The organism is Pseudothauera rhizosphaerae (assembly GCF_004801305.1).
GTDB classification, from domain to species: domain Bacteria; phylum Pseudomonadota; class Gammaproteobacteria; order Burkholderiales; family Rhodocyclaceae; genus Pseudothauera; species Pseudothauera rhizosphaerae.
In genome coordinates this window covers 112,136-126,597 of sequence record NZ_SSOD01000015.1, presented here as the reverse complement: position 1 = coordinate 126,597, position 14,462 = coordinate 112,136, and the positions used below count along the sequence as shown (strand labels likewise).

15 protein-coding genes are annotated in these 14,462 nt (G+C 65.5%); 13 read left to right on the top strand and 2 right to left on the bottom strand.

The features are described from left to right. Window positions 1-110: 110 nt before the first annotated feature. Complete coding sequence (locus E6O51_RS16980; RefSeq protein WP_136386196.1) at window positions 111-479, bottom strand: hypothetical protein; 369 nt, start codon at window positions 477-479, stop codon at window positions 111-113. A gap of 450 nt (window positions 480-929) precedes the next feature. Here E6O51_RS16980 and E6O51_RS16975 point away from each other — a divergent pair, with 450 nt between their 5' ends. The 10 genes from E6O51_RS16975 (at window position 930) to lepB (ending at window position 10,811) form a co-directional block, all read left to right on the top strand. After that, on the top strand, window positions 930-2,411 hold the full coding sequence (locus E6O51_RS16975) for a ShlB/FhaC/HecB family hemolysin secretion/activation protein (protein ID WP_211091444.1): 1,482 nt from the start codon (window positions 930-932) through the stop codon (window positions 2,409-2,411). 37 nt (window positions 2,412-2,448) lie between these two features. Beyond that, complete coding sequence (locus tag E6O51_RS16970) at window positions 2,449-4,299, top strand: MotA/TolQ/ExbB proton channel family protein (RefSeq protein ID WP_136386194.1); 1,851 nt, start codon at window positions 2,449-2,451, stop codon at window positions 4,297-4,299. 12 nt (window positions 4,300-4,311) lie between these two features. Then, window positions 4,312-4,722 (top strand): ExbD/TolR family protein, encoded by a 411-nt coding sequence (locus tag E6O51_RS16965; protein ID WP_136386193.1) that lies wholly within the window; start codon window positions 4,312-4,314, stop codon window positions 4,720-4,722. Between the two features lie 6 nt (window positions 4,723-4,728). Further along, window positions 4,729-5,433 carry a TonB family protein gene (locus E6O51_RS16960; RefSeq protein ID WP_211091443.1) on the top strand — a complete coding sequence of 235 codons (705 nt, stop codon included), beginning with the start codon at window positions 4,729-4,731 and terminating at the stop codon, window positions 5,431-5,433. Window positions 5,434-5,504: 71 nt separating this feature from the next. Continuing rightward, the gene (locus E6O51_RS16955; RefSeq protein ID WP_136386192.1) at window positions 5,505-7,220 is read left to right on the top strand and encodes a putative porin; all 1,716 of its coding nucleotides are present in this window, start codon (window positions 5,505-5,507) and stop codon (window positions 7,218-7,220) included. Between the two features lie 53 nt (window positions 7,221-7,273). Then, window positions 7,274-8,056, top strand: coding sequence for a SapC family protein (locus E6O51_RS16950; protein ID WP_136386191.1), 783 nt, complete (start codon window positions 7,274-7,276; stop codon window positions 8,054-8,056). 120 nt (window positions 8,057-8,176) lie between these two features. After that, window positions 8,177-8,758, top strand: coding sequence for an OmpH family outer membrane protein (locus tag E6O51_RS16945; RefSeq protein ID WP_136386190.1), 582 nt, complete (start codon window positions 8,177-8,179; stop codon window positions 8,756-8,758). Between the two features lie 121 nt (window positions 8,759-8,879). Then, the gene (locus E6O51_RS16940; RefSeq protein ID WP_168735308.1) at window positions 8,880-9,707 is read left to right on the top strand and encodes a Wzz/FepE/Etk N-terminal domain-containing protein; all 828 of its coding nucleotides are present in this window, start codon (window positions 8,880-8,882) and stop codon (window positions 9,705-9,707) included. 90 nt (window positions 9,708-9,797) lie between these two features. Beyond that, window positions 9,798-10,262, top strand: a complete 465-nt coding sequence (locus E6O51_RS16935; RefSeq protein WP_136386188.1) for a DUF2059 domain-containing protein — start codon at window positions 9,798-9,800, stop codon at window positions 10,260-10,262. A 66-nt stretch (window positions 10,263-10,328) separates the two neighbouring features. Beyond that, a complete protein-coding gene (lepB, locus tag E6O51_RS16930; RefSeq protein WP_136386187.1) occupies window positions 10,329-10,811 on the top strand; it encodes a signal peptidase I in 483 nt (160 codons plus the stop codon). 177 nt (window positions 10,812-10,988) lie between these two features. Here lepB and E6O51_RS16925 read toward each other — a convergent pair whose 3' ends face one another. Beyond that, window positions 10,989-11,591 (bottom strand): hypothetical protein, encoded by a 603-nt coding sequence (locus E6O51_RS16925; protein WP_136386186.1) that lies wholly within the window; start codon window positions 11,589-11,591, stop codon window positions 10,989-10,991. A 278-nt stretch (window positions 11,592-11,869) separates the two neighbouring features. Between E6O51_RS16925 and E6O51_RS16920 the strand changes: the two genes are divergently transcribed. From E6O51_RS16920 to E6O51_RS16910, 3 genes are all read left to right on the top strand, one after another. Further along, a complete protein-coding gene (locus tag E6O51_RS16920; protein WP_136386185.1) occupies window positions 11,870-12,634 on the top strand; it encodes an STN domain-containing protein in 765 nt (254 codons plus the stop codon). Further along, complete coding sequence (locus tag E6O51_RS16915) at window positions 12,631-13,140, top strand: RNA polymerase sigma factor (RefSeq protein WP_136386184.1); 510 nt, start codon at window positions 12,631-12,633, stop codon at window positions 13,138-13,140. Before E6O51_RS16920 ends, E6O51_RS16915 begins: the two co-directional genes overlap by 4 nt. 136 nt (window positions 13,141-13,276) lie before the next feature. After that, a complete protein-coding gene (locus tag E6O51_RS16910; RefSeq protein WP_168735307.1) occupies window positions 13,277-14,290 on the top strand; it encodes a FecR family protein in 1,014 nt (337 codons plus the stop codon). Window positions 14,291-14,462 lie beyond the last annotated feature (172 nt).

The window sequence follows — 14,462 nt, the reverse complement described above, 5'->3', positions numbered from 1 at the left end:
AGCGGGCTTGCCCGCGATGCGGCGGCTCCGGGTGCAAATGAGGCCGCATCGCGGGCAAGCCCGCTCCTACGGCGGGGCCGGCAGGCCTTCCTTCTTCTTTCGACTGGGCGCTACGGCCGCCGGAATGCCGGCGGCAGCGTGGGCACGGGCTGCGACGGGCGCTGTGGCAGGGTGGATTTGCCGAAAGTATTGCCCATGCGCTGGCGCGTGGCTTCGCGGTTTGCAAGGCCCAGCGCGGTGGCGGGGTGTCCGGCGATTTCTTCCGAGCGCAGTTGTGCGGGCGGTCTGGCGGCGCTGTCCTGGGATGGTGTCAGCAGCTTGCCCAGACAATCGTAGTCGCGGATGCGTTCGCCGTTCACCTCCACGTCGATGCAGTGATGTGCCGGCTTCTGTTCGGCGTCCTCGGCATGCGCCTGCGGGGCGAGCAGGGCATTGCCGCCGAGGGGGAGCAGCGCGGCGATCAGGGTGAGAAGGCGCATGGCGGTCGATTCCGTGAAAGCATGCTCTATTTATGCAAAATGTATTGTTTTGCAATTTCCACTTCGAGCATAGCAGGGAGAGGTGGTTTTCTCCATTGCGGTGAATGGAACCTTCGGTTTGCACGGCGCGGGAAATCGGCATTTTCTTAACGAAATCGCAATATTTTTTTGATAGGCCGAAAGTAAAAAATAAAGCGCAAAAAAATTTGCGGGTTTGGGTATCTGGATTCGTCCTAACGGTAGACCGCGGCACAGCCGGCGTGTCGCGTTGCCTATCCACCATCGTTTTTTATCCGGATACCCGTTTTGATGTCTAGACACAAAGTAAGGCGAATACGGCCGGCGCGGACGGTGCCGGCTGCAGGTCTGATGTTGGCGCTGTGGTGCGGCGCGGTTTCTGCCCAGGAGATGCCTGCGATCGGTGAGGTTGAGGCGCCACCGGCACGCAGGGTGACGATCAACGAATACATCGTGCGCGGCAATACCGTGCTCGATGCACGCGCCATCGAACGCGCGGTGACGCCGTACCTGGGGCCGAACCGCAGCCCGGAGGATGTGGAGGCCGCGCGCAGCGCGCTGCAGTCGGCCTACCAGGAGCATGGCTACCAGTCGGTATACGTGGATGTTCCCGAGCAGCAGGTGACGGGCGGGGTGGTTTACCTGCAAGTGACCGAAACGCGGATCGGGCAGGTTGAGGTGACCGGTGCCGAGTACAACGACCCCGAAGCGCTGCGTGAACGCGTGCCTTCGCTGCAGTCTGGAACCGTGCCGGACTTCAACCGTGCGCAGCAGGAACTGACCGAGCTCAACCGCACCGCCAAGCGCCAGGTTGTTCCACTGGTCAAGCAGGGCGAGCAGCCGGGCACGATGGACGTGCAGTTGAAGGTCGAGGATGAGTCGCCGTGGCGTTTCGGCGCCTCGGTGAACAACGACCACAGCGTGGACACGACGGCGTTGCGCTCGGTGCTGACCATCGGCCACGACAACCTGTGGCAGAAGGAGCATACGGCGTCGCTCACCTTCTTCTTCGCGCCCGAGAACCTCGACGAGGCAAAGGTGTGGTCGGGCTCTTACGCGATGCCGCTGGGCAGCCGCGACTGGACGCTGGAGTTCTCCGGCTACACCTCGGACAGCGATGTGCTCACAGCGGGCAATACCGCAGTGACCGGCCGCGGGCATTCTCTGGGCATCAAGCTCAGCCGCACGCTGCCGACGTCCGGCGCCTGGTGGCACCAGCTCTCCGTCGGCGTGGACTTCAAGGACAAGGACGAGAAGGTGAGCATGGCGGACCAGCCCGTCCAGTACGTGCCGCTGAAATACGCGCCCATCACGGTGGGCTACAGCGGCTTCCTGCAGACCGAGAACCACCAGCTCGGCACCGGTCTGCAGGTCGTGTTCGGTACGCGCAGCCTGTTCGGCTACGGCAGTAACGAGGACGAGTTCGACTGGGCGCGCTACAAGGCCGATCCGAGCTTCTTCGCGGTGAAGGCCGATGCGAGCGACGTCTGGACACTGGGCAGCGGAGCCCAGTTGTTCGGCCGCATCTCGGCGCAGTTTACCGACAAGCCGCTGGTGTCCGGCGAGCAGATTGCGGCCGGGGGCATGTACACCGTGCGCGGCTATCGCTCGGCGGAGGCGCTGGGCGACTACGGCGCGCTCGGCACGCTGGAATGGCGTACCCGGCCGTTCGGGCTGGGCGTACTGCATGACGGGCGCCTGTACCTCTACGTGGATGGTGCCTGGTTGAAGCTGCACGACGCACTGGTGGAGCAGGACGACGAGTTCTCGCTGGGCTCGGTCGGCGTCGGCAGCAGCTTCCGCCTCCAGGACCATTTCAGCTTCCGCTTCGATTACGGCTACACGCTGGCCGACGGCCCGACCACCAAGAAGGGCGCGCACCGGGTGCATTTCAGCGTCGGTGCCAATTTCTGATTCCCGCCCCTAACGCTCGATCTGGAGAACTCCTTCAATGCAACGCTTTTTGACGACCTTGCTGTTCCTGCTCGGCTTTGCGCTGTCTGGCGTGGCCAGTGCCGAAACGCCCTGGTGGCAATCCGACTGGAAGTATCGCAAACCCCTTACGATCAACGCCGCTGCGGCCGGGCTGGGCGAGAGCACCGGCCGGGTGCCGGTGCTGGTGCGCCTGCATAGCGGCAACTTCGCCTTCGACGGCGTGGCGGCGGACGGCAAGGACATCCGCTTCGTCGGTGCCGACGGCCGTTCGGTGCTGGCCCATCAGATCGAGCTGTTCGATGCCAGCGTCGGCATGGCGCTGATCTGGGTCGACGTGCCGGCCATCAGCGCCGGGGCGCCGCAGACGGTGTGGATGTACTACGGCAACGAGAATGCGCCGGTCGGTGGGAACGGGCAACTGACGTTCGACCCGGACTACGTGACGGTCTATCACTTCGGCGAGCAGTCGGGTGCTTCGCGCGATACCACGGCCTATAGCAACCATGCACGCAACACGCTGGCAACGGCTGCCGATGGGGCCGTGGGCCGCGGTCTGCGGTTCGAGGGCCAGCCGCTGGAGGTGCCGGCCTCGCCGTCGCTCGCCATTGCGGAAGGCGGTGCGCTGACCTTCTCGGCGTGGGTCCGTGCGGAGCAGGTGGGGCCGAACCAGGTGATCTACGCGCGCCGCTTCGGTGCCAGCGCGCTGCTGGTCGGCCTGGATAACGGTGTGCCCTTCGTCGAAGTCAATGGTGTGCGTGCCGTTGGCGATGGCCCGGTGAACGTCGGCCAGCACGTGCATCTGGCCCTGACCGCGGGCAACGGCCAGGCAGTGCTTTACGTGGACGGGCGTGCGGCTGCGATTCTGGAAGCGGCGCTGCCGGCGCTCAACAGCGACACGCTCATTGGCGGGGATGTGGCGCTGCCGCCGGTGCCGACTGATGCGGTGGATGCCGCTGCGACGCCGGATGCGGCTGCCGCCACTGCGGCAACCGTCACGTTCAACCCCTTCATCGGCGTGATCGACGAAGTGCGCGTGTCGAAGGTGGCGCGTTCGCCGGCGCTGATCCAGGCCGATGCGCGGTCCCAGGGGCCCGGGGCTCAACTGCTGGCGTTCGGCGAGGACGAGCAGTCCGCCGGCGTGAGCCATTTCGGCTTCATCCTCAAGGCGATGCCGGTGGATGCGTGGGTCGTGGTCGTCGTTTTGCTCCTGATGTTCTTGGTGTCGTGGGCGATCATGATCCTCAAGAGCCGTTACTTCGGTACGGTGGAACGGGCCAATGCCGCCTTCAACGAGCATTACCGCAAGGCCGCCGGCGACTCCATCACGCGTGTGAACGAACTGGCCAACCAGGGGCATCTGAGCTCTGAAGTCCGTGACCAGTCGACGCTGTGGAACCTCTATCGGATGGCGCTCGACGAGGTGCAGGGGCGCCAGATCCATACCGGCAACAAGAAGCTGTCCGATTCCGCCCTCGGTGCCATCCGTGCTTCGCTGGATGCGGAGGTGATCCGCGAGACCGAGCGTATGGCACACCGCATGAACTGGCTGTCGACGACGATCGAGGGCGCGCCCTACGTCGGCCTGTTCGGTACGGTCATCGGCATCATGCTGGTGTTCGCGGTGGCCGCCATCGCGGGCGCGGTGGACATCAACTCGGTGGCTCCGGGCATGGCTGCCGCCCTGCTGTGTACGGCCGCGGGCCTGGGGGTCGCGATTCCGGCACTGTTCGGCTACAACTGGCTGTCCGCCCGTGCGGAGGCGATTGCCGCCGACATGTCGGTGTTCGTGGATGAGTTCACCGCGCGCCTGGCGGAGGAATCCGAGGACGGCACGCTCGGCATCGTCGCGCCCGCCGGCCGCGCCTGAGGGAGGTGCGTCATGGCCAAGCGGGCATTCGGTATCAAGAAGCGGGATAAGGGCATCAACGTCACGCCTTTCGTCGACGTGCTGCTCGTGGTGCTGGTGATCTTCATCCTGACCAGCAACGCGACCATACCGGGGCTGGAAGTCAACCTGCCCAAGGCCAGCTCCAGCATTCCGCTGGAGAAGCCCAAGACCAAGGCGATCACCATCGACAGCGCCGGCCAGGTGTTTCTCGACGCCTACGCGGTGACGCTGCCGGAACTGGAGGAGCGGCTGCGGCTGGAGAAGGCGATCAACGCCGACTTTCCGGTGATTGTGCGCGGCGATGCGCAGGTGCACTACGAGCGCGTGGTGGAAGTGCTCGACCTGCTGCGTCGGATCGAATTGGGCCAAGTCGGGCTGGTGACCGGCAAGGTGAAGGGGTGACCGGGCGTGAAAGTGAATCGCTCCAACCCGGCAGGAACGCGGCGCAGGCTGCCCGGATGGGTGTCGCTGGCGGCAGGCATCGTCCTGCTGCTGGTGCTGCTCGGGGCACTGCTCTGGTACCTGCTGTTCAACGACACGGCGACAACGAAACGCCCGGTGGCCGATACGCCGATGCTGATGCTGCCTCCGCCGCCGCCTCCACCGGAACCGGAACCGGAACCCGAACCGACGCCCGAACCCGAGCCGGAAGAGCCGATGCCGGAGCCGGAGCCGCTGGAAGAGGCGCCGAAGCCGGCCGAGGAGGAAGCGCCGACGCCGGACACTTCGGACCCGGTGACGATGGACGCCGATGCGCAGGCGGGTACCGATAGCTGGGGCATCCAGAAGGGCAGCGGCGGCGGTTCCATCGGCACCGGCGGTTCCGGTGCCGGCAATGCCAGCTATGGCCGTTATCTCGGCTACCTGCTGCAGCAGGCGATTGCCCGTGACGACCGCGTGCGCCGGCTCACCTTCCAGTTGCTGCTCAACGTCTGGCTCGAGCAGGACGGCACGATCAGCCGCGTCGAACTGGTTCGCGGCAGCGGCAACGACGAGGCGGACGAGGCCGTGCTCGATGCCGTGCGCAGCTACGGCAGGGTCGACGAGCGGCCGCCGGCGTCGCTGGCGTTTCCCGCACGCGTGCTGGTGCAGGGCAGGCGGCCCTCGAGTTGAACGCAAGCGCAGCCCCCGGGGATCGTCCCCGGGGTCCCCGACGAATTCAATCAACATTGCGAGAATCACTGATGAAAACTGCAGGACTCAATAAGGCCCCGGGACGGTTCGCGCGGACGGCACTGGCCGGCGCGGTCGGGTTGGCGTTGCTGGCCGGGAATGCGCAGGCACAAGAGGCGCCGGAGCAGGAGAGCATGCTGGTCAAGCTGATCCGCAGCCTCATCGACAGCGGCGCGCTCAAGCCTGAGGCCGGCCAGTTGCTGCTGGAGGAAGCACTGCGCGAGGGGCCCCGGGCGCCGGTGGTGCAGACCCAGCCGGGCGACGTGCGCGTGCCCTACATCCCGCAGACGGTGCGCGACCAGATCCGCGAGGAAGTGAAGGCCGAGGTGATGGCGACGGCCAAGAACGAGCGCTGGGCGGCGCCGGAAGCGGTGCCGGAGTGGACGCAGCGCATCAAGGTCGAGGGCGACGTGCGCGTGCGCAACGAGTCACGCATGTATTCGAGCAGGAACAGCACGATCGAAGTCGACTGGAGCAAGATCAACGAAGGCTCGGGCTACGACGTCAACGGCAATACGAACCTGAGGCTGCCCCCACTGCGCAACACCCGCCAGGACCGCGAGAACGTGTGGCGCGTCCGCGCCCGCCTGGGCATTGTCGCCAATCTGAGCGAGACCTTCGACGCCGGCGTTCGGCTGGCGACCGGCAACGACGACAGCCCGGTGTCGGCCACGCAGACGCTCGGCGGGGGGCTGAAGAAGAAGGACGTCTGGCTCGACCAGGCGTGGGTGGCGTGGGAGCCGATGGACATCCTGCGCTTCGTGGGCGGCCGTTTCGACAATCCGTACTGGTCGACGGAAACGCTGTTCTCCAACGACCTGAACTTCGACGGCGTTGCCCTGCAGTATTCCGACACCTTCGTCGACGACCGTCTGTCGGTGTTCGCAACCCTGGGCGTGACGCCGCTCGAATACTCGTCGGACAGCTTCCCCAGCACCAGCCAGGACAAGGACAAGAGCCGCAACAAGTGGCTCAACGGCGTGCAGGTGGGCGCGGAATGGGCGCTGGCCGACAACCACCGCCTGCGCGGCGCGCTGGCCTACTACGACTTCCAGCGCATTTCCGGGGAAGTGTCCGAGCCCTGCGCGTTGTACTCGGGGGCGGACCATTGCAGCACCGACTGGAGTCGCCCGGCGTTCATGCAGAAGGGCAATACCCTGATGCTGCTGCGCAACATCGCGCTCGATCCCACGAATCCTGCCAACACGCCGATGCCCCAATACGTGGGCCTCGCGTCGGAGTTCGAACTGCTCGACGTGAACCTGCGCTACACCATGCCGGCGTTCGGCGGCTACGGCCTGCGTCTGGACGGCAACTGGATCAAGAACCTGGCCTACGACCCGAAGAAGATGTGGAAGCGGTCCGCCGGCGGCATCGTGAACAACCTTTCCACCGAGGCGGGGGCGACGCCCACCGTCTCGGACATCGAAAGTGGCGACACGGCCTATCAGGCGCAGGCGACGTTCGGCGTGCTGCAGATGAAGAAGCCGGGCGACTGGAACGCCATGCTGGGCTACCGGCGCATCGAGCCGGACGCACTGCCTGACGGCTACAACGATTCCACCTTCCACCTCGGCGGTACCAACTCCAAGGGTTACTACCTGGGCGCTTCCTACATGTTCGACCAGAACGCGTGGCTGACCGGCCGCTGGATCGCCGCCAAGGAAATCTATGGGCCGCCGCTGTCCATCGACGTGTTCCAGTTGGAAGTCAACGCCAAGTTCTGAATGCCGGCCCGGCCGGGCCGAACGTGAATCCGAGACCTAGACATGGAGAAGCAATGAACGAACTGGAAACCGCCGTCGCGGAAACCGCAAACGACACCCCCGCAACCCCCGAGGCGGCGGGGCGCCAGTCCGGTGCGTGGCCGCTGTTCTATCGCCACCCGGAACTGCTGAATGCGGCCGCGCACGGCACGTGGCGGATCAAGCCGGCGGGCGCAGGCTTCGCTGCGCAGGCCAACTCGGTGCCGGTGATGATCGGCGAGTTCGCCGCCGCGGCGCACTCCTATCCGCTGGTCTTCGCCGGCCTCGACCGCACGCCGGTGGCGGTACTGGGCCTGGAGCAGCGCAACCGCTTCGTCAAGGACGATGCCTGGCAGCCCGGCGCCTACGTGCCGGCCTACGTGCGGCGCTATCCGTTCGTGTTCGCCCAGTTGACGGAGATGGGCGAGTCCGACGGCTTCGCGCTGGCGATCGACTCGGAGGCGCCGATGCTGGTGAAGGAGGGCGACGAGGGCCAGGCGCTGTTCGAAGACGGCAAGCCGACGGAAATCACGCGTCAGGCGCTGCATTTCTGCGATGCCTTCACCCGCGAGAGCGCCGCCACGCAGGCATTCGTGAAACTGCTGGTCGAGCAGGATCTGCTGGTCGACCGCGTCGCCAACATCACCCTGCCGCAGGGCCGCCAATCGACGCTGACCGGTTTCTCCGTGGTGGCGCCCGAAGCCTTCGCGAAGCTGCCCGAATCGGTCGTCATCGAGTGGCACCGGAAGGGCTGGCTGGCACTGGTGCATGCCCACCTCACCTCCCTGGCGCGGTTTGCCGACCTCCTGGCGGACTGAGACAGGAATGGCCGTGCCGTTTGCCGGGGAAGGGCGGGCGATGGCGGCTCCATGAAGGCGTTGCGCCGGCAGTGAAAACTGCCGGCGGCGTCAGTTAACCCGAAAGGAGATGTTGGATAGATGAAGACGATCAGAACGTGGGCGATGGCCGCAGTGGCCGGCGTGATGGCGATGCCGCTCGGCACCATGGCGCAGGAGGGTGCTCCCGCCCTCGGCGGGCCGGCCGTGTCGGGCGTTTGCCTGTTGAGCCGTGAAGCGGTCCTGGCCAACACACAGGCGGGCAAGAGCGCGAGCGAGAAGCTTCAGCAGCTTACCCGCGATGCCCAGGCGGAGATCAGCCGCGAACAATCGCAACTGGACCCCGAACTGGAACGCCTGGGTCTGCGCAAACCCGGCCTCCAGGAGTCGCAGTTGAACGAGCAGCAGCGTGCCGGGCTGCAAAAGCTGCAGGTGCTGCAGGAAAAGGCGGCCGAGCGCGGTCGGGAAATCGAGGAGGCCCGGCTCAAGGCCATGCAGCGCATCTCCGAAGAAGCGCAGCCGGTCATCGCGGAAGTTTATGCCAAGCACAAATGCGGCCTGCTGCTGAACCGCAACAGCGTGCTGGGCGGGAACCTGAGCAACGACCTGACCGCTGAAGTGGTAAAGGCGCTGGACGCCAAGATCAGCGCGCTGCCCATCACGATCGAAACCGCTGCGAAGTAGCGTCGGAACAGCGACACGAGCAGGGGCGTTGCCGCCCCTGCCATGGTCGTACATGACAGCCGCCCCCCTTTGTATGCCCCATGGCGTCAACGTACGCAAACCGATCGGCGGATCGCCAGCCATGCACAATAGCCAGCCAACCCGGCGACCCCACCCGGACGACGAAGTCGATCTGCTCGAACTGTGGAGGGCCTTGGTCAAACGAAAGTGGCTGGTCCTCTCTAGCTTTGCGTTCTGTGTCGCTGTCGGCGGGGCCTATGCCTTTCTGCAACCCTCGGTTTACGAGGCCAGCATCAGGCTGCGCATCGGCCAGATCCAGGGCAGCAGTGGCGCTCTCGAGAACGCAGCGGAACTGGGTGCGCGGGTCATGGCCGAGTATGGCGAACGCGTGGCCGAAGGCGTCAAGCGGGATCGCCCATTCGTAACCAAGGCCAGTGTTCAGAAGGATGCGGCCACAACGCTGCAACTGACCGTCGAGGGCGACACCCCCGCGGACGCAGCGCGGCTGCTGCAGCAGGTCACGGGTGGTATTCAGGATAGGCACAACACGGTTTTCGAAGAGAACCTCAAGCCGATGACGGACAGACTTTCGAATCTCGACGAACAAATCGCGGTGCTGAAACAGCAATACGACGAGACGGGAGCGCTGCTCGAAGCGCTCAAGGGGCGCGACAACGTCCAGGCATCGCTCGTGATGCTGGAGTTGGGCCCCATCGCCAACTCGATCAGCCAGCTCGACGCGGAAAGGTTTCGTCTGAGGCAGCAAATCACCCCTCCGCAAAGCCGCGCCACTGAACTCCTCGGGGACATCGTTGCGCCCACGGAACCTTCCAGGCCCAAGAGAGCATTGGCGATCGTACTGGCCGCCATTCTCGGTCTCCTGGGCGGCATGGGGCTGGCCTTTGCCGCCGAGAGCGTTTCAAAGGCCAGGAACACTGCCGGTGAATAGAGGCCGGAACCGGAAAGGCGTTACGTGCGGCTCTTGCAGGCATTCTCATGACAGAGTTTCACGGAAAAAATCAGAAAACAAGGTGATGGTATGAAAGTCTTCAAATCGATTTTCTTCGTTCTCGCGGTGGCCATTTGCACCCACGCTTCGGCTTATTCCGAGTCGGAACGAGAGGCGGAGAGGTTGCTCATCTTGCTCGATATGGAGTCGCTGCTCGAAGAGTCCATGTCCCAGATGCTGGATGTGCAGCTTCAACAGAACCCGGCCTTGATCCCGTACAAGAGCGTGATGATGCAGTTCTTCAAGAAGCATATGAGCTACGAAAGCCTGAAGGGCGAGATGATAGATATCTACGCCGAGGCATTCACGGCGCCCGAGCTGAAGGAAATCAATGCTTTCTATGACTCGGAGGTTGGGAAGAAGGTTGTCCGGAAGCTACCGGGAGTGATGACCCGAGTGTCGATGCTCGGTGCCACCCGCGTGCAGGACGCCATCCACGAACTGCAGGCGATGATCAAGGCGGAGGCCGAGCGTCTGCAGCGGATGCAGCAGTAATGGCCGGAGTTGCCGTTCTTCGGTATTGGAAGTTCCTGCTTTGCCTGGGATAGGTTGCGTCGTCAAATGCTGTTGAAAATGATCGGTGCGATTCTGGCGACGATTTTCGTCGTCCTTGGATGCGAAAAGACATTCGTGATGGTTTCGTCTTCCATGGAGCCGACCATTCCAATGGGAAGCAGGGTAAAGGTCGACTTGAGGGCCTACCGTGAAGCATCGCCTGAGCGGTTCGACATCGTCGCCTTCAGGCCGCCTCTCGATGAGAAGAACGTTTTCTTGTTCCGTGTCCTCGCGCTTCCCGGAGAGCATTTGTTGCTTGAAGGTTCCCGGTTGATTGTCGATGGAAATGCGGTCCCTGGGCCGGGCAGTATCGTCTATTCGCCCTATGCTTCCGGACTCAAGGCGCGATACAACGGAATCACCCTGGGTGCGGACGAGTTCTATCTCGCGGGTGATAATGTTGCTGCGGCAAATGACAGCCGTTTCCTTGGCCCGATTAGAAGGGCGGAAATAATCGGCAAGGTCACGAGCATCCAGCGGAAGCAGTAAGCGGCATTGCGCATTCCGCTGGTGGAGGAGCGCTGCGTGGGGTGGGACAAACGACGGCGCCGTACTACTTTTGTCGGGTTTCCGCAACAAAAGAGTCACGGCCGGCTGTCACGATACCAGCCGATTTCGACATCCCTGCCCAGCCCTTGGCCGCGGCGCTGACCCAGTACGTGGGCGTCACAGGCAGGCGTGCAGCCCCTCGGTCCCGGAATGCGCCGGCGTGCGGGTGAAGTTGAGCCACGCACAGACCAATCCGCCGGGAAGGCTGGAAAGAAGGCCGAAGCCCGTGGCCGTGGCCAGGCTCCAGAGTACCGCCGTGTCGATGCCGGCAACGGCTGCGCCGGAAGAGCCGGAGAAAATACCGGGCAGAAACCCCGACCACCATCCCACCAGCAGCAGCAAGACGCCAGCGGTCACGGTGCTGATACCCCAGTGCCACAGCAGCAGGTGGCTGCGGTGCCGGAAGGGCCTGCGGTGATGGCACTGGTTGGCACTGAGGATGGCAACGAACTGGCTGATGGCGACTGCGGCCATGGCGCTCGGCCAGAACGCGGGATGGTCGCTGCGGGCATCGATCATCAGCATCAGGCCGATTCCCCAGAAGGGCGGTGCCATCAGCGTGGCCGTCAGCCAGGCGAATGCCTGCCAGGAAAGCCACGGCGTGCGCCATGCGAGGGAGCACTCCGCGGCGGACGATGCAACAGCCGTGTCACGGCGTGGGCGTAGGCTGTCGCTCGCAATGCTGTTTCGGCTCGTCGGCGCTTCGGTTCTCGATTGCATGCCAAATGAGTCCATCAAGGGCTTCCCGCAACATCCCGGCATGAATGGGAAGGCCGGAATTGCGCTGATCACAGGGGTTTTTTCTAAGACGGTTCGACGCACCGCAACCCGCAAGGATGTTACATGCTGACACGCGAGAGGGGGAGAACTGTTCGGCCCACGGCGGCGCGGCCGCTCTGCGGCGTTTCACGAATGTGCAATAAATGAACGGTACGGTCCGGGAGTTTTGTTTTCGAGTTCATGGCGGTGCGACCCGGCACCGCGAGCGATACCGATGTATGACCGCTCCGTTTCTTCCTCGACGGCGCCGCGCCGGGTTTGGCGGCCGCTGCCTGCTGGCGGGATGGGCGCCGCTGATGCTGGCGTGCGGCAGTATGATGGCTGCTGACGCCGTTTCCGGCGGCGAGCCCGCCGATGCCAGGCCGCTCGTCTTCAATATCGAGCGTTTGCCCTTGAGGCTGGCATTGGAGCAATACCTCGACACCACCGGGCTGTCGCTGCTTTACGATAACGCCATCACCACGGGCAGGCAGGCGGGGCCGTTGCGGGGTGTATTCACGCCGGATGCTGCGTTGCGGACCTTGCTGGCCGGCACCGGCATCGTTGCCCGGCAGACCGCGCCGGGGGCTTTCATGCTGCTCGATGCGGGCAGCATGTCGGCGGCTGCAAGAAGTGCGGAGGATTTCGCGCAACGCGGCCGAATGGCGCCGACCCCTGCCATCGCCTACTTCGCCGTCCTGCAGGAAACCATCGGCCAGGCGCTGTGCGGCGACCCGCTGACCGCGCCGGGCGGATACCGGCTGGCCGCCCGCGTGTGGGTCGGGCCGGACGGTGCCATCCAGCGCATCCTGCTGCATCCCACGGGCGACGCCGTCCGCGACCGCCGCATCGAAGCCAGGCTGCGGGGGCTGCGCATTCCCGTCCGCGCACCGGCCGGGGTCTCCCAGCCCATCACGCTGCTCATCCTGCCGCGGCCGCCCGCCCATAGCGGCGACTGCGGCCTGGCTCACGTCCGGCCTTCCGGCCGGGTGGCGGCGGCATGACCCGGCCGGCGGACCTGATCCACTTCCTGCTGGCGCACTACGATCTCATCAAGCGCCGCATCAGCTACCGGGTGGGTTCGCTGGAACTGGCCGAGGACGTCATGCAGGACACCTACCTCCGCCTGCACGCCCACGTCCCGAGCGGACCGGTGCGCAACCCCTCCAGCTTCGTCCTGCGTACCGCGCTCAATCTGGCCATCGACCGCATTCGCGCGGACCGGCGCCTGCTGACCGGAGAGGAAGTGGAATTCCTGATCGAACAGGAGATGGACCCGGTCGATCCGGCCGCGGCCGCGGCGGGCCGGCTGGACCTGGATGCGCTGGCCCGCGCGCTGGACCGTCTGCCCGCCCAGCGGCGCCAGCTTTTCATGGCATCGCGCTTCGACGGCGTGCCGCAGAAGGAACTGGCCAGGCACTACGGCATCTCGCTGCGCAAGGTGGAACTGGAAATCCACCGCGCCCACGAATACCTCGCGGAACAGATCCAGCGGAAGAAAACCGATTGACCAGGCCATCAGACAGGCGCCGCGCCTACGATGATTGATGCGGGGATGCGGTTGCCGGTACGCTCGCCCGTCTGACGTGGGAGAGGCCGGGATACGCGTCCGGCCCCGGCCGCATCCGGATGCAATGAAGAAAGACATGTTCGGTTCCCGAGAACCCGCCACCGACCAAGCGACCGACGCGCTCGACGAAGAAGCGCGGGCATGGCTGCGCCGGTTGCGCGGCGGCGGCGCAACGGGCCGCGATGCGCACGAATTCAAGGCCTGGTGCGCGCGCAGCCCCGCGCACCGGCAGGCCCTGACGCGGGCCGAGCGGCAATGGTGCGAGATGGAAGGCGCCCAGGCGCGTTACGACGCGGCGTTTCCGGGGCGGCGCGCGAGCGCCGGAGCCGACCTGCTGCGGGGCAGGGCGGTGAACATGCAGCGGCGCTGGCTGCTGCGCGGCGCGGTGAGCGCCGGGGCCGCCGCCGCGGTGCTGGCCGCGCTGCGTCCGCCGCTGCACCTGTGGCCGTCCCTGCAGGACATGGCCGCGGACCGCCGCACGGGCACCGGCGAGCAGGCGCGGCTGGCGCTGGGGCGGGACGTGGAGGTGTTGCTCAACACCCGGACCAGCATCGACGTGAAGCAGGGCCCCGCCGCCGCCGGCATCGACCGCATTCGCCTGCTCGACGGCGAGGTGGCCGTCCAGCGCCGGCCGGGCGCCCGTCCGGTGGAGATCCTGGCGGGCGCGGGGCGCATCGTCCCGGAACACGGCGGCGTGGAGGCGCGCCGCGCCGGTCCGCGCTACTGCGTCACCTGCACCGCCGGCCAGGCTTGGCTGGAGCATCCGCAGGGGCGCGTCGAACTGCGCGAGCGCGAGCGCGTCTGGTACGACGGCGGCCGCATCGAGCCCGCCGCGGCGGTGGACCTCGAAGTGGCCAGCGCATGGCAGCGAGGGAACATCGTGTTCCGCGCCACGCCCCTGAGCGATGCCGTGGAAGAGATCAACCGCTACCGGCCCGGCCGCGTCATGCTGACCAGCGAGGCGCTGGCGGCGCGGCAGATCAGCGGCCAGTTCCAGATCCACAACCTCGACGAAGCGATCCGGCAGATCCAGCAGATATACGACGCCGACGTGACCTGGCTGCCGGCCGGGGTGGTGATCGTCGGCTAGGGCCCCTGCCACCCGCCGCTCTCACCCACGATCCTACGGTGTCTTGCAGACACAAGCGGCCTTGCCCGCGATACGGCGGTCGTTTCCCCGCAGGCCGTATCGTGGGCAAGCCCGCTCCTACCAAGGGCGGGGCATCCCGGGGTGGGGCAAAAAATCGTGCGGTTCGTCGTCG